This window comes from Gordonia sp. DT101, assembly GCF_049844895.1.
GTDB lineage: Bacteria > Actinomycetota > Actinomycetes > Mycobacteriales > Mycobacteriaceae > Gordonia.
This window is the reverse complement of sequence record NZ_JBNCLX010000004.1, coordinates 459781-475049: the sequence shown is the minus strand read 5'-3', so window position 1 is coordinate 475049 and position 15269 is coordinate 459781. Positions and strand designations below refer to the sequence as shown.

General features: G+C 65.7%; 15 protein-coding genes and 1 pseudogene. 8 read left to right on the top strand and 8 right to left on the bottom strand.

Features of this window, described 5'->3' with window-relative positions; all coding sequences use genetic code 11:
* Nucleotides 1-201 precede the first annotated feature (201 nt).
* A complete protein-coding gene (locus tag ACLQ3I_RS17075; protein WP_425789395.1) occupies nt 202-816 on the top strand; it encodes a carboxymuconolactone decarboxylase family protein in 615 nt (204 codons plus the stop codon).
* Nucleotides 817-1009: 193 nt separating this feature from the next.
* Here ACLQ3I_RS17075 and ACLQ3I_RS17070 read toward each other — a convergent pair.
* Nucleotides 1010-1147, bottom strand: a pseudogene (locus ACLQ3I_RS17070) (hypothetical protein); the annotation flags it as partial.
* Between the two features lie 327 nt (nt 1148-1474).
* Between ACLQ3I_RS17070 and ACLQ3I_RS17065 the strand changes: the two are divergent.
* Complete coding sequence (locus ACLQ3I_RS17065; RefSeq protein WP_425789397.1) at nt 1475-2101, top strand: TetR/AcrR family transcriptional regulator; 627 nt, start codon at nt 1475-1477, stop codon at nt 2099-2101.
* 354 nt (nt 2102-2455) lie between these two features.
* Nucleotides 2456-2656, top strand: a complete 201-nt coding sequence (locus tag ACLQ3I_RS17060) for a hypothetical protein (protein WP_425803460.1) — start codon at nt 2456-2458, stop codon at nt 2654-2656.
* Between the two features lie 49 nt (nt 2657-2705).
* On the opposite strand, the gene ACLQ3I_RS17055 is transcribed toward ACLQ3I_RS17060, so the two are convergent.
* Nucleotides 2706-2894: a PaaI family thioesterase gene (locus ACLQ3I_RS17055; RefSeq protein ID WP_425789401.1), complete on the bottom strand. Its 189-nt coding sequence runs from the start codon at nt 2892-2894 to the stop codon at nt 2706-2708.
* On the opposite strand from ACLQ3I_RS17055, the gene ACLQ3I_RS17050 reads away from it, so the two are divergent.
* Complete coding sequence (locus ACLQ3I_RS17050) at nt 2878-3354, top strand: hypothetical protein (RefSeq protein WP_425803588.1); 477 nt, start codon at nt 2878-2880, stop codon at nt 3352-3354. The two genes, ACLQ3I_RS17055 and ACLQ3I_RS17050, sit on opposite strands and share 17 nt — an antisense overlap.
* Nucleotides 3355-3491: 137 nt before the next feature.
* Here ACLQ3I_RS17050 and ACLQ3I_RS17045 read toward each other — a convergent pair whose 3' ends face one another.
* Genes ACLQ3I_RS17045 through ACLQ3I_RS17030 form a run of 4 tightly spaced genes read right to left on the bottom strand, consistent with a single transcriptional unit; the run spans nt 3492 to nt 7500 of the window.
* A complete protein-coding gene (locus ACLQ3I_RS17045; RefSeq protein ID WP_425803457.1) occupies nt 3492-4529 on the bottom strand; it encodes a CaiB/BaiF CoA transferase family protein in 1038 nt (345 codons plus the stop codon).
* Nucleotides 4526-5482, bottom strand: coding sequence for an LLM class F420-dependent oxidoreductase (locus tag ACLQ3I_RS17040; protein WP_425789407.1), 957 nt, complete (start codon nt 5480-5482; stop codon nt 4526-4528). Before ACLQ3I_RS17040 ends, ACLQ3I_RS17045 begins: the two co-directional genes overlap by 4 nt.
* A 39-nt stretch (nt 5483-5521) precedes the next feature.
* Nucleotides 5522-5923: a cobalamin B12-binding domain-containing protein gene (locus tag ACLQ3I_RS17035; RefSeq protein WP_425803455.1), complete on the bottom strand. Its 402-nt coding sequence runs from the start codon at nt 5921-5923 to the stop codon at nt 5522-5524.
* A complete protein-coding gene (locus ACLQ3I_RS17030) occupies nt 5923-7500 on the bottom strand; it encodes a methylmalonyl-CoA mutase family protein (protein WP_425803452.1) in 1578 nt (525 codons plus the stop codon). The genes ACLQ3I_RS17035 and ACLQ3I_RS17030 overlap by 1 nt, the downstream gene beginning before the upstream one ends.
* Nucleotides 7501-7704: 204 nt before the next feature.
* Between ACLQ3I_RS17030 and ACLQ3I_RS17025 the strand changes: the two genes are divergently transcribed.
* Both ACLQ3I_RS17025 and ACLQ3I_RS17020 read left to right on the top strand, forming a co-directional pair.
* Nucleotides 7705-8424, top strand: coding sequence for a metal-dependent transcriptional regulator (locus tag ACLQ3I_RS17025; RefSeq protein WP_425803449.1), 720 nt, complete (start codon nt 7705-7707; stop codon nt 8422-8424).
* Nucleotides 8425-8478: 54 nt separating this feature from the next.
* Nucleotides 8479-9741 (top strand): amidohydrolase family protein, encoded by a 1263-nt coding sequence (locus ACLQ3I_RS17020; RefSeq protein ID WP_425803447.1) that lies wholly within the window; start codon nt 8479-8481, stop codon nt 9739-9741.
* Nucleotides 9742-9884: 143 nt separating this feature from the next.
* Here ACLQ3I_RS17020 and ACLQ3I_RS17015 read toward each other — a convergent pair whose 3' ends face one another.
* Entirely contained in the window at nt 9885-10964 is a 1080-nt protein-coding gene (locus tag ACLQ3I_RS17015) for a diacylglycerol kinase (RefSeq protein WP_425789417.1), read from the bottom strand.
* Nucleotides 10965-11017: 53 nt separating this feature from the next.
* Here ACLQ3I_RS17015 and ACLQ3I_RS17010 point away from each other — a divergent pair, with 53 nt between their 5' ends.
* Nucleotides 11018-11974 carry a glycerophosphodiester phosphodiesterase gene (locus tag ACLQ3I_RS17010; RefSeq protein WP_425803444.1) on the top strand — a complete coding sequence of 319 codons (957 nt, stop codon included), beginning with the start codon at nt 11018-11020 and terminating at the stop codon, nt 11972-11974.
* Between the two features lie 52 nt (nt 11975-12026).
* On the top strand, nt 12027-12944 hold the full coding sequence (locus ACLQ3I_RS17005; protein WP_425789421.1) for an SMP-30/gluconolactonase/LRE family protein: 918 nt from the start codon (nt 12027-12029) through the stop codon (nt 12942-12944).
* Between the two features lie 30 nt (nt 12945-12974).
* Here ACLQ3I_RS17005 and purL read toward each other — a convergent pair whose 3' ends face one another.
* A complete protein-coding gene (purL, locus tag ACLQ3I_RS17000; protein ID WP_425803442.1) occupies nt 12975-15266 on the bottom strand; it encodes a phosphoribosylformylglycinamidine synthase subunit PurL in 2292 nt (763 codons plus the stop codon).
* Between the last annotated feature and the right edge of the window lie 3 nt (nt 15267-15269).

Sequence of the window (15269 nt, the reverse complement as noted above, 5' to 3'; positions counted from 1 at the left end):
TCGAAGTACGGGTAGGGGTCGTCCACTGGCGAACTCCTCCTACTGTGCGGCCGGTCACACTTAGTTGTACACTTGTATAGTTCACCCGGTTCCTGAAACGCAAGGCCCGGATAAAAAGAGCCCACAAATGTTGGAAACAAGGCGATTTCAGCTCGGGACGCCGGGCGCTTCGTCAGTGCCGCCGACGTGAGAGGACCAAGAATGCCACGGATCGACCCCGTACCAACCGACAAGTGGCCGTCCGAGATGCGCTACGCAATGAAGGCCATGACACCACCTGCGCAGCGGTATTCCCTCACCTCCGAGGGCCGCCCCAGTGGCCGGAACATCTTCTCCACACTGGCGCACAACCCACGCCTGGCCACAGCGGTATGCACCCTCAACGCCCACCTCCTACTGGCCACCAGCCTCACCGAACGTCAACGGGAGCTGGTCATCCTCCGCGTGGCCGCGCTGCGCACGTCGAGCTACGAATGGGCGCAGCACACCTTCATGGCGCGTGACGCCGGAATATCCGATTCCGAGATCGCCTGGATTGCTTGGGGTCCCGACGCCCCCGTGTGGAACCAAGCGGAATCGAACCTGTTGCGTGCCGTGGACGAACTCGTACATGACGGTCTCATCGCGGATCAGACATGGGCAGTCCTGACAGAGTCCCTGAACGAACAGCAGATTCTGGACGTCATCTTCACCGCCGGTGCCTTCTCGACCGTGGCCTGGATGCTCGCGAGCCTCGACGTCGAACTCGATGAGGATCTGCGACGCGCGATCGCATCGCCCATGTTGCCGACAGGGGTGGCCACGACGGAGGACTGAGTTGCGCGGCGGAGGACGACCGCGAAGGTCGGCGCGACCCTCTGACGCGGATCGGGTCACCAGCGGGCGAGGTCGGGAAGAATGACGAGTTCAGCACGCGGGCTTCACCGAGGAACATCGCTTCCACGGTCGAGCGGCGGACCACGATCCGCCACTGACCCTCACGAAGCTCGAGCCCGTCGAGGTACCGACCACTGATGAACTTTGCCGTCTTTCCATCACTTCCGATGAGTACAACGATCACGTAGATCTCGGCATGCGCCGTGTCACCATCGATCTCACACCAGTGGGTGGTGGTGTCATGGGGTGTGAACCCGAGACGTTTCCGCATGCGTGCTCGTCGAACCTGTACTCGTGATTGGCCGCCATGATGAGATCGACGTCGTCACGGTCACATCTATCGTCGTGGCGCGCCACGACGTCAAGGACCTCGGCGCGGTCCTTGAAGTAGTGGACATCTGCCTGCAGGGTCTCCAACGTGGCTTCGAGGCTCACGTCTCTCTCCTTGTTCACATTCGGAGCGGCATCGGGGACCCACACCCGACACGAGTCGGAGCTTCCCACCGTCGGTTGATTGACACTATGCAGTCGTACAGTAGCGTCGGGATGCCAAAATGAAACTCTGCGGACAATTTTCGGAGAAGCGAGGTTTGGACACATGGCAGCAACTCCTCGGCGGGTAGGCACCGAGACGTCGAAGACGAGGGAGAACATCCTTGACTGTGTGGAGACGTTGATGGCGGAGGAGGGATATCCCAGCGTCACATACCGGGCCCTCGCCGCCAAGGCGGGGGTAACTCCCAGCCTGGTCCAGTACTACTTTCCCACGCTCGATTCCATCTTTCTCGTCGCGATTCGGCGACGGACGGATGAGAACCTCCAGCGCCTCACCGACGCCCTTCAGGCACGGCCCGACGAGCCGCTACACGTCCTGTGGGACTTCAGTTGGGAGGAGGCCACAGGGGCACTCGTCACAGAGTTCCTCGCACTTGGGAATCACCGTAAGACGATCGGCGAGGAGATCGCGCGAGTGACCGAACAGATCCGTGGAATCCAGCGAGATGCTCTCGCAGCGCATTTCGCCGCGACCGGTGCGATCGACCGGAAGCCGTCGGCCGGGGCACTCGTCACGTTGATCGCCGGCATCCCGAAGCTGCTCACCCTCGAGAAAGGTGTGGGCATCACGACGGATCACGCCGATGTCGTCGACGCTCTTGAAGCGTATGTGGATTCGGTCGAGCAACGGAAGACGCCTCGGACACAGCGGCGCAAGAAACGGAAGTGACCATACCGTCCCGGACGCCCCGAGGTGGTCGGCCCCGACGATCACTCTCGCGGCGCCGCGACGAGGGAGGCGGATGCCGAGACGGCGGTATCGCCGTCGGCGCGGATCTCCCCCTCCGCCCACCACCGGGCGTCCATCGCTGTCGGTCCGACAGGAAATGATGAACAGGGTCTCGAACAGCGGCAGCGGACGGTGGTAGCGGACCGACAACTCCGCGATCTCGCACCCTGCGTCTGCGTCCGTGGCGGAACCCGCTGCTCGCAGCAGGTGTGCGATCAGCAACGCCGAGACCCCGCCGTGTACCAGCGACCGCGGCCCCTGGTAGGCAAGCCCCAGTGCAACCGTCGCCGAGGCATGGCCGTCGGTCACCTCGACTTCCAGGCGTGGAGCCAGCGCGTTGTACCGGCCGGCCACGGGACCCGTGTCGCACCCCACCGATCCTTGCGCGCGATCCGATTCGAGGAGATCGGCGATCGCGTCGAGCTCCTCACCGGCCCGCGGCAAGGCCGGGTCATCCTCGTCAACCCGGAGCAGCAGATCGGTGATCCGACGTAATCCCGCGGCGGCAGACTGGAGCGGGTCGGTCGGGCCGGTCTGGTTCACATCACTCCTCATCTGACCGCTGCCGTTCCACCACGAACAGTCCGTTTGCGCTCACGCACAGATCGTCGCCGTCCCACAACTCCCCCTCCGCGAATGCCTTTCGAGCATCGACCCGGCTGTGGCGGGACCTGACCAGCAGGTCCCTACCCGTCGGTACCGGCCGATGGAAACGCGTGACTAGATGTGCCACCTCTTATGGCGCGGGATGCGGGCCTGCGCGACGAGAGATCTGCTGTATCGCCTACGGACCTTCTGCCCCGTTCCGGTGCACGATCGACGCCACATTGTTGCGTACGGTCGACGAACTCATCACCGAGGGCGGGATCAGCAAGTCGACCTGGCAGGTCCTCGCGTCAGAATTGGACGAGCAGCAGATCCTCGACGTGATCTTCACCGTCGGCGCCTACGACACCATCGCCCGGATGTTCAATTCCCTCGAACTCGAGATCGACGACGATGTTCACGACCTGATGGCGGCCGAATCGGATTCCGCTCGGCGTCATCGCAATCGAGGGCGGCCTACAGTGGTCTGGCGCCCCAACCGGTCCTCCGTCAGGAGTCAGTCGATACCTCTCCGTGAGGTCCACCGCCATCCGACCGCGCGGCGGCCGGGGGCCGTCAGGTCGCTAAGACGACAGGGGCCACATTGACCGGAACGGCGCGGCGAGGGGAAGGCGAAGGCTCGAGACCGTCTACTCGACTGCGCGAGAGACTGATGTTGGACGAAGAATAACCGCACGTCACCTACCACCGAACACCCACTGTTCTGGTCGACGCTGCCGAACCCTCAGACTTGCATCTCCCCCAGGCTCGGGGCGGGCCGGTACTCGGGAACATGATCCGACATGGTGATCGGGCAGCGGATGGTCCGGAATCCACCGGCCTCGACCACCACCTCCGGGGTCTGCGCCAACGCCTCGGGCAGAGTGCGAACCGCCGCTATCGGGATACCGAGCGGTTTGAGCCTCTTCTCCCAATTCGCCGCGGAATCGGCGGCCAACGCCGAGGTGACCACCGAGAGGACCTCGTCACGACGGGCGGCACGCTCGGCCATCCGCCAGAAGCCGTCGATCCCGGCCTCGTTGGCGAACGCTCGCCAGAAGCCGTCATGGGTGATGAACAGCGCGATGTATCCCTCGGCCGTCGGGAACATCTGCGCCGGCACGTAGTACGAGTGCGCGCCGCCGGCTCGACGAACCGGCTCGGTGCCGGTGTTGAGGTAGGCCGATGCGTGATAGTTCAACTGGGACAGCATCACGTCGCGCAGGGACACATCGATCTGCCCACCACGCCCCGACACGATCTGGGCCAGCAGCCCGAGGGCGGCGGTGAGTCCGGTGGAGTTGTCCGCCGACGAATATCCGGGAAGCGTGGGCGGGCCTTCTGGATCACCGGTGAGTGCAGCAACACCGGTGGCGGCCTGGATCACGTAGTCGAAGGCCGGATCGTCGCCGCCATGCAGACCGTATCCGGTGATGGCGACGCACACGATCCGCTCGTTGAACTCACGGAGCCGCTCGTACGTGAGGCCGAGGCGATGGATCGCGGATGGTTTGAGGTTGACGAGCAACGCGTCGGCCCCGGCGACCATTTCGCCGAGTCGCGCGCGCCCCTCGTCGACAGTGAGATCCAGGCACACACTGCGTTTCCCGCGATTCAGACTCGCGAAGTAGGAGTCACTCACCTGCCGGGAGATCTCCCCGGTCGGGGGTTCGATCTTGATCACCTCGGCCCCGAGGTCGGCGAGCGTCATCGTGGCATAGGGCCCGGCCAGCATCGTGCCCACTTCGAGGATCCGAATGCCGGCCAGGGGACCGGATGTCACCGCAGTTCCTTTGCCAACTCGGCCATGACCTCGCGTGTCTTGTACTTGGACGCGACGAGTTCGTCACGGGTGTCACCGATCGGTAGTAGCCGCATCGAGATGTCGGTGACACCGGCCTTCTCGAAGTCCCGGAAGCGTGCGAGGATCGCGTCCTCGTCGCCGGCCACGCACAGATCGCCGACATCACGGGCATCGCCACGTTCGAGTAATTTCTGATAGTTCGGCGAGAACTCCGCCTCGGCGAGAATGCGATTCGCCCGCGACCGAGCCTCGTCGACCTCCGACGGACGACACAGACACACGGGCACACCCGCGACGATGCGCGGCGCCGGACGGCCCGCACCGTCGGCAGCCTTGTTGATGCCCGGTGCGATGTGCTCGGCGATCGCCCGTTCGTCGGCCATCCAGAGGATGGTGCCGTCGGCCCGCTCTCCGGCGAGGCGCAGCATGACCGGGCCGAGTGCCGCCAAGAACACGGGCATGGGTGCGACCGGACCGAGTTCGAGCGGGTTGTGCACCGTAAACGAACCGTTCTCCACATCGACCGGCCCCGGACCGTGCAACGCCTGGTCGAGGACCTCGAGATAGTCGCGGGTGAATCGGGCCGGCTTCTCGTATGGGAGGCCGAGCATGTCCGCCACGATCCAGTGATGCGACGGCCCGACCCCGAGCGCCAACCGCCCGGCCGAGGCCGCGTGCGCCGACAATGCCTGTCGGGCCAACGCAATCGGATGCTGTGCCTGCAGCGGAACCACCGCCGTACCGAGTTCGATCCGCGATGTGCGCGCGCCCATCAACGCGATCGTGATCAGCGCATCGAAGTCAGTTGGCACCTGCGGAATCCACGCCGTGTCCATCCCTGCGGACTCGGCCCACTCGATGTCTTTCATCATCCGATCGACCTTGCGGGCTGAATCGCCCCGCTCGGGTCCGATCATCACTCCGACGCGCACGTTTCCTCCAAGGGTCTCACGATGGTCAGGTAAGTGTGGTCACGACGGAGTCGTGGTCGCGGTGAGAGCACGAACGTCGGTGACCAATTGCTCGAGCGGCGTTCCGGTCGGAAATACCGCCGCGGCACCGGCTTCGAGGAGCGTGTCGACGTCGGACTGCGGGATGGTGCCGCCGACCACGACGGCGATGTCTCCCGCGTCGGCAGCCCGCAGGGCGTCGACGGTCCGGCGCGTCAGCGCCACGTGGGCGCCGGACAGGATGCTCAGGCCGACCACCGTGACGTCCTCGTGTAGCGCAATCGAGACGATGTCCTCGATTCGCTGCCGGATACCGGTGTAGATGACCTCGAAACCGGCGTCGCGCAACGTCCGGGCGACGATCTTGGCGCCGCGATCATGGCCGTCGAGACCCGGTTTGGCGACCAGGATGCGGGCGGTCATCAGAACACCACCGGCTGACTGAACTCGCCCCACACATTCTTGAGCGTCGACACCATCTCGCCGACAGTGCAATACGCGTTCGCGCAATCGATCAGTCGATGCATCAGATTCTCGTCTCCTTCCGCTGCCCGCGACAGCGCGGTCAAGGTGTTCGCCACATCGTCGGCATTGCGTTCGGCCTTCACCTTCGCGAGACGCTTCAGCTGCGTCTCCCGCCCCTGGGCATCGAGCTCATAGGTGGCGATCTCCGGGGCCGGCTCGTCGGCCACAAATCTGTTGACCCCCACCACGGGACGCTCACCGCCCTCGACCTCTTGGTGAATCCGGTAGGCCTCGTCGGCGATCAGCCCTTGCAGGTAGCCTTCCTCGATCGCCCGGACCATGCCGCCGTGCGCCTCGAGGTCGGACATGATCTCGATGATGCGCTCCTCCGTGGCGTCGGTCAGCGACTCGACGAAATACGAACCACCGAGCGGATCGGCGACCCGGGCGACCCCCGTCTCGTAGGCGAGGATCTGTTGCGTCCGTAGTGCCATCGTCGCCGATTCCTCACTCGGCAGGGCGAAAGGCTCGTCCCAGGCCGCGGTGAACATCGACTGGACGCCCCCGAGGACCGAGGCCATCGCCTCGTAGGCGACACGCACCAGATTGTTCTGTGCCTGTGGCGCATACAGCGATGCCCCGCCGGCAACACAGCCGAACCGGAACATCGCGGCCTTGTCGGTGGTCGCCCCGTAACGCTCGCGGACGATCGTCGCCCAGCGACGTCGCCCGGCACGATACTTGGCGATCTCTTCGAAGAAGTCGCCGTGGGTGTAGAAGAAGAAGGAGATCTGGGGCGCGAACTGGTCGATCGTCATCCGCCCGCGCTCGACGACCGTGTCGCAGTACGTCACACCGTCCGCAAGCGTGAAGGCCATCTCCTGCACGGCATTGGCGCCGGCGTCGCGGAAGTGCGCGCCCGCCACCGAGATCGCGTTGAACCTCGGCACCTCGGCCGCACAGAACTCGATGGTGTCGGCGATCAGCCGGAGCGATGGTTCGGGCGGCCAGATCCACGTCCCTCGTGAGGCGTATTCCTTGAGGATGTCGTTCTGGATCGTGCCGGTCAGTTTCTCCCTCGGCACGCCCTTGCGTTCCGCCGCCGCGACATACATGGCCAGCAGGATGGCGGCGGTCCCGTTGATGGTGAAGCTGGTGCTGATCTTGTCGAGCGGGATCTGGTCGAACAGGATCTCGGCGTCGGCCAGGGTGTCGACCGCGCAACCGACACGGCCGACCTCCTCGCCGTACTCCGGATCATCCGAGTCGTACCCGCATTGCGACGGCAGGTCGAGCGCGACCGAGAGGCCGGTGCCGCCCTGGTCGAGCAGGTACCGGTAGCGGCGATTCGATTCTTCGGCAGTACCGAATCCGGAGTACTGCCGGAAGGTCCACAACCTCCCCCGGTAACCCGTCGGAAAGTTCCCCCGGGTGAACGGGTACTCCCCCGGCGACGGGGGGACCGCGGAGTCGGGGTTGGGCCCATAGGCAGTGTCCAGCGGGATGCCGGAGGCTGTCTCAGTCTGTGGTTCCATCAGCGGATACGATACTTGCAGAAAATGAGAATGCCAATACCGCCGCGTGCGGCAGGTCCGCCGCCACGACCGCGGCGACCCGAACGCGAACTGCACGCCGACCTCCGTGAACTCGACAGTCACGCTGCGCCGCGGCGAACTTCGGACCCAACAGGGTGAGAATAAGATTCTCCGCAAGCGAGATCACGATGCTATTCTGGGGCCATGCATCCGGCCAGCATCACACCCGACGGCGGTCCATGGGACCCGCTCGGGGATGTGACGGCCGCGTCCCGGCAGTATCTGAAAGCGATCTGGGACGCGAGCGAGTGGGATCCGGATCCGGTCACCACCAAGAGGATCGCGGAGCGCGTCGGTGTCTCGCCGTCGACCGCATCCGATGCCGTCCGACGCCTCGCCCACAAAGGGTTCGTGACGCACGAACGCTACGGTGCGGTGGCACTCAGCAGCCGGGGTGAGGCGGCGGCCGCACACATCATCCGGCGTATTCGGCTCATCGAGTCCTACCTCGTCCGAGAGCTCGGGTACGGCTGGCACGAGGTACACGATGACGCCGACACCCTCGCCCACGCCGCCTCCGACAACTTGATCGAGCGCATCGACCGGCGATTGGGACACCCGACCCGGGACCCGCACGGCGATCCCATCCCCGCCGCCGACGGTCGGATGTCGACTCCGCCACTGCGCCCTCTGTCGACCTGCGAGACGGGCGACACCGGCACGGTGGCCCGGATCGCCGACTCCGATCCGGCGATGCTCGAGTACTTCGGTTCCGTGGGCCTCACCCTCGACTCGGGAGTGACCGTGCACGCCAAGCGACCGTTTGCCGGGACGATGCGCATCTCGGTCACAGGCTTCGCCGAGATGGAACTCGGCGACATCGCGGTCCGGTCGGTCTGGTTGACCACCGCAGACCGCGGATGAACACAGACAGAGCCGGAACTACCGGCAACTCCACCAGCCACGAAGGAGAGTGTCATGAACATTGACGACCTGGTGCTCATCAGCATCGACGACCACGTGGTGGAGCCACCCGACATGTTCCTCCGCCACGTCCCGGACAAATACCGAGATCAGGCACCCGTCGTCGTCACCGACGACAAAGGCGTCGACCAGTGGATCTACATGGGCAAGCAAGCTGGGGTCAGCGGACTCAACGCGGTGGTGTCCTGGCCCGCCGAGGAATGGGGCCGCGATCCGGCCGGATTCGCCGAGATGCGTCCCGGCGTCTACAACGTCCACGAGCGCGTTCGGGACATGAGCCGCAACGGGATCTGGGCGTCGATGTGCTTTCCCACCTTCGCCGGATTCTCCGCACGTCACCTCAATCAGCACCAGAGCGACATCACCCTGGTGATGGTGTCCGCCTACAACGACTGGCACATCGACGAGTGGGCAGGCGCCTACCCCGATCGCTTCATCCCGCTGGCACTGCTACCCACCTGGAATGTCGACGCGATGTGCGCGGAGATCCAACGGGTGGCGGCCAAGGGCTGCCGTGCGGTGACGATGCCCGAACTCCCCCACCTCGAGGGACTGCCGAGCTACCACGACCTGGACTATTGGGGTCCGGTGTTCGAGACCCTGTCCGAGACCGGCCTGGTGATGTGCCTGCACATCGGCACCGGGTTCGGCGCGCTCAACCTGGCCAAGGACTCGACCATCGACAGCCTCATGGTGCTGGCGTCGCAGATCTCGGCCCTCGCCGCGCAGGACCTTCTCTGGGGACCGGCGATGCGCACGTATCCCGACCTCAAGTTCGCGTTCTCCGAGGGCGGGATCGGTTGGATACCTTTCTATCTCGATCGTTCCGACCGGCACTACACGAACCAGAAGTGGCTCCGCCGCGACTTCGGGGACAAGCTGCCCAGCGAGGTCTTCCGGGACCACTCGCTAGCCTGCTATGTCACCGACAAGACCTCCCTGCTGCTCCGTCACGAGATCGGTATCGACAACATCGCGTGGGAGTGCGACTACCCCCACTCGGACTGCTTCTGGCCGGACGCCCCGGAACAGATGCTGACCGAACTCCAGGCGGCCGGCGCCGACGATTCCGACATCAATCAGATCTCGTGGGAGAACTCGGCGCGCTTCTTCAACTGGAATCCGCTCGACAACCACACCCGCGACGAGATCAACGTCGGCGCGCTGCGTCGGTCGGCCGTCGACGTCGACGTGTCGATCCGGTCGCGCGAGGAATGGAAGCGCCGTTACAACGAGAAGCACATGGCGCAGGCCTAATCGCCTCCCGCTCGTGGCTACTCACCACCGCTGGTTGAGTAGCCACGAGCGAGCACAGTTCCCACCGCTGGTTGAGTAGCCACGAGCGAGCGCAGCGAGCCCGAGGCGTATCGAAACCACGCCGCACCCGCCCGGCCGGCCTCTCAACCCCCCGCGACCAACCCCCGACCGCTCACCATCGGCAGGTCCAGTGCCGTGATCAGTCCGGGCTTCGCATCCACGACGGCGGCAACGGAATTGACCAGCCGCATCGCCGTCACGATCATCCCCGACACGTTGTGGTCGCCGTGCTCGCCGTGGTGGGCGAACTCGACCTTCATCTCCGGTTCACCCGAGATGAGGATGCGGTAGCAGCCGTCGCCCTCGGCGGGCTTCGGCCACTCGGGGCACTGCTGCGGATCTGTACGGGTGTAGTGCTCGAGGACGACGCGATCGACGCCGTCGACCTGCCCGACCACCTCGAAATGGAGTGCCGCCACAGTCCCTTCGGGGATCTCCACGGACACCGTCGAATAGTCGCGGTCCGCTGCCACACGATCGTGACGCTCGACCAACGGCTCGTCCAGGGTCAGTCCGAGTCCGGCGGCGATCTGCCGGACCACGCTGCCCCAGCCCATCGCCAGCACGCCCGGCAGAAGCAGGAGCGGCGTCGCATCCATCGGCTGTCCGAATCCGAAGATGTCCTTCATGACCACCGGCTGGTAATACGTCGAGTAGTCCGCGATCTCGAGGCAACGCACCTCGTCGATCCGCTGTGAGAGACTCGTCATCGCCAACGGCAGAACATCATTGGCGAAACCGGGATCGATACCGTTCACGTGCAGGCTGGCATTGCCCGATTCACCCGCCGCCGCGATCCGGTCGAGCAGCTCCCGATTCAGGATGCCCTCGGGGAATTGCAACACCACCGGGCCGCTCGACACGACGTTGATCCCGTTCTCGACGAAGAAGATGAGATCGTCGATCGCCTCGAAGATCCGATCGTCGGTCATCGCGGTGTGCACGATGCAGTCGGGCCGCAGGGCGATCAGCGCGTCACGGTCGTCGGTCGCAACGACGCCGAGTTCTCGATCGAGACCGGCGAGGTCGCCGGCATCCCTGCCGACCTTGGCCGGGTCCGACACCCAGACCCCGACGAGCTCCAGATCAGGCCGGGCATCGATCCCGGCGATTGCATGCCTACCCACGGTTCCGGTCGACCACTCGACCACACGAAGAGTCATGACCCCAAGGTAGAACATGTTCCAATTCTGGCGTGTGATTTCTGCCGATCCTGATGGCCTCCGCGGGGATCACCTCTCGTTTGCCGAGGTCACGTACGGTCGGTGAGGTGACCGACCCAACCGCGCCGACGGCCGTCATCCACGACGGCCACACCACACAGATCAAATGGCACCGGGCGCGACGTCGTGCCGACGATCCCGCTTTCACGACGTCCCGCATCATCGAGGGCATGGCGGTCGGCGCAAGTGTCGAAGTCGACCTGGTGCTCCATGCCGACCGCGGATTCGCGGTCCTGCACGACCGCGACGTCGCACACGCCACCACGGGCACCGGCCGTATCTCCGAGCTCCCGGCGTCCTACGTCCGCACCTTGTTCCTGCGGTCGAACACCGGGGTTCCGCTCGATGAGCCGGTCCTGCTCCTCGAGGACCTCGCCGACATCCTCGACCGGCAGGCGGTTCATCCGGACGCGTTGCTGCAGTTGGATTTCAAAGAGGACGCCCAGGCATTGGACCCTGCAGCGATCGACACCTTCGCGCGTGCGGTCACCCCGATCGCGCCGAATACGATCCTCTCGTGCGGTGATGCCCAGGCCGTGCGCCTGCTGACCGACCCGGTCCCGGGCATCCGGATCGGTTACGACCCCTGCCATCACGGTGCCGTCGACCGGGTTCTGCGCTCGGGTGATATTGCGACCTTCGTCGAGCGGGCGGTCACGGCGTCACCCCGCGCCGAGATGATCTATCTCGAGCGCCGGTTGATCCTCGAGGCGGATGGTCGCGGATTCGACATCATCGCGGCATTCCACGCGCACGCGCGCACCATCGACGCCTATACGCTCTACCGCGCCGACGGCGAATCCGTCCGGGAGGCACGACGGCTCATCGAACTGCGGGCCGACCAGATCACGACCGACGACCCGGAGGGCGTGGTCGCGGCGCTGACGGGCGCAGCGTCGAGTTCGGCGGCCGCGGAACTCGACGGAATCTTCGACGTGGACGGCAGGTGATCGGCGACACTGGGAAGACGTTCGAAAACACCACTTCCGGGAGGAAGGCATCATGAGCATCGAAGGAAACGCCCAGCGTCGTGGCATCACCACCGTCGGAGACGGATTCGCGTATCTGGAATGCCCACGGTGGCACGCCGGACGGATCTGGTTCGTGGACTTCTACACCTATCGCGTGTGCTCGGCGGCCGCGGACGGCAGCGACCTCAAGGTCGAGGCGGAGGTGCCCCAGCAACCGTCCGGGCTGGGCTGGCTGCCCGACGACAGGCTCCTGATCGTCTCGATGCGCGACGCCCGGATACTCCGTCGCGAGCCCGACGGCGAGCTGGTGACACACGCTGATCTCTCGGGATACGTGTCCGGCCATCCCAACGACATGGTCGTCGACCCGTCATCCGGTCGCGCATACGTCGGCGAGTTCGGATTCGATCTCATGGGCGGTGCACCGCTGCAGACCGCGGTGCTGCTGAGGGTCGATCCCGATGGGTCGGTCACCGTCGCCGCGGACGACCTGTGGTTCCCCAACGGCAGCGTGATCACCGACGCCGGGGTCCTGCTGGTCGACGAGACCTTCGGCAATCGGGTCACCGCGTTCGACATCGGCGACGACGGCAGCCTCACCAACCGTCGGGTGTGGGCACAGTTCGGCGAGCTGCCCACGGATACCGAGATCGAGAAGGCGCTTCCCCAACTCTCCGTCGCGCCCGACGGCTGCTGCCTCGACGCCGACGGCGCGCTCTGGATCGCCGACGCGCTCGGCGCCCGTCTCGTCCGGGTCGTCGAGGGTGGCGACATCGTCGACGAGATCCCGGTGGGCACCGGCGTCTTCGCCTGCATGCTCGGCGGATCGGACGGACGCACGCTGTTCGCCTGTGCCGCACCGGATTTTCACGAGGAAGCCCGTAAGAACGCGCGCGAGGGAAGCCTCATCGCGATCTCGGTGGACGTGCCGCACGCGGGCACGCCCTGATTCCGGCCGAGTGCTGATCCCGACCGAGCGTCAGCCGAACAACGTCGGCAGCGTGCCCTCGTAGACCTCACGCAATTCGGTGAGCGGGATCTCGAACTGACCCTGCACCGACACCGCATCGCTGCCCTGATCGACCACACCGACCCGAGCCCACGGCATGCCGCGCGCATCGAGCATCGACGTGAAGCGTGACTCCTCGGTGCGCGGCACCGCGACCACGGCTCGACCCGCCGACTCGGAGAACAGCCACACGAACGGGTCGGCATCTTCGGGAAGCAAAATGCGACAACCGGTCTCGCCGGCGAGCGCGGATTCGACGACCGCCTGGATGAGTCCACCCTCGGACAGGTCGTGCGCAGCGGACACGAGACCGTCGCGCGAGGCCGCCATCAGGATGTCGGCCAGCAACCGCTCGTGTTCGAGGTCGACCTGCGGCGGCACACCGCCGAGATGGTCGTGGGTGACCTGCGCCCAGATCGAGCCGTCGAACTCGTCGAGGGTCGATCCGAGCAGGATCAGGGTCTCCCCCGGCTCGGTACCGAACCCGGTCGGGATGCGGCGATGCACATCGTCGATCACACCCAGCACACCGACGACCGGCGTGGGCAGGATCGGAGTCGACCCGGTCTGGTTGTAGAAGCTCACGTTGCCGCCCGTCACCGGGATGCCCAGCTGAGCGCAGCCGTCGGCGAGCCCGCGCACGGCCTGCTGGAACTGCCACATCACCGCCGGGTCCTCGGGAGAACCGAAGTTCAGGCAGTTCGTCACCGCCTTGGGCGCCGCGCCCGACACCGCGACGTTCCGGTAGGCCTCGGCCAGCGCGAGCTGCGCACCGCGGTAGGGATCGAGGAAGGTGTAGCGACCCGACGCGTCGGTGGCCAGCGCGATGCCGCGGCCCGAGCTCTCGTCGATCCGGATCATGCCGGAGTCGGCGTTCTCGGCGAGCACGGTGTTGCCGCGGACGTACCGGTCGTACTGCTCGGTGATGAACTTGCGGCTGCACAATGCCGGCGAGCCGAGCATCTGCAGCACCGTGGCACGCAGCGTGTCCGGGGTGTCCGGGCGCTCGAGCGGGGCGGACGTCGACTCGATCACCCCGTCCTGCCAGTCGGGTCGTGCCACCGGTCGCTCATAGACCGGGCCGTCGTGGGCGACGGTGCGCGGCGGAACATCGACGACGGTCTCGCCGTGCCAGGTGATCTGGAGCTGATCCCCGTCGGTGACCTCACCGATCACGGTGGCCAGCACGTCCCACTTCTTGCAGACCTCGAGGAACGCGTCCACGTTGTCGGGGGTGACCACGGCGCACATACGTTCCTGCGACTCGCTCGACAGCACCTCGGCCGGGGTCATGCCCTCGGCGCGCATGGGCACCTTCTCCAGATCGATGTGCATACCGCCGTCGCCGGCGGCGGCCAGTTCGGAGGTCGCGCAGGACAGACCGGCACCGCCGAGGTCCTGGATACCGACGACCAGACCGGCGTGATAGAGCTCGAGGCAGCACTCGATGAGCACCTTCTCGGTGAACGGGTCGCCGACCTGCACGCTCGGCAACTTCTTGCGATTCGGACCCGACTGGCCTTCGCCGTCGTCATCGAAGGTCTCCGACGCCAGTACCGAGACTCCGCCGATGCCGTCGAGTCCGGTGCGCGCACCGAACAGGATGATCTTGTTGCCCGCTCCCGACGCGAAGGCCAGGTGCAGGTCCTCGGTCCGCAGCACGCCCGCGCACAGGGCGTTGACCAGCGGATTGCCCGCGTAGCTGGCGTCGAAGACGGTTTCGCCGCCGACGTTGGGCAGTCCGAGCGAGTTTCCGTAGCCACCCACGCCGCGAACCACGCCGTCGACGACACGGCGGGTGTCGGGCGCGTCGGCGGGACCGAAGCGGAGCTGGTCCATGACCGCGATCGGACGGGCGCCCATCGCCATGATGTCGCGCACGATGCCGCCGACACCGGTTGCCGCGCCCTGGTAGGGCTCGACGTAGCTCGGATGATTGTGCGATTCCACCTTGAAGGTCACCGCCCAGCCGTCACCGACGTCGACGACGCCCGCGTTCTCACCGATGCCGGCCAGCATGCCGGCCCGCATCTCGTCGGTGGTGGTCTCCCCGAAGTAGCGCAGATGCACCTTCGACGACTTGTAGCTGCAGTGCTCGGACCACATGACCGAGTACATCGCGAGCTCCGCGTCGGTGGGCCGACGGCCCAGGATCTCGCGGATCCGGGCGTACTCGTCGTCCTTGAGACCGAGTTCACGGAACGGTTGGGGTTGATCTGGGCTGCCGGCAGCGGCTGAGACGGTATCCACCTGCGCATTCACTCT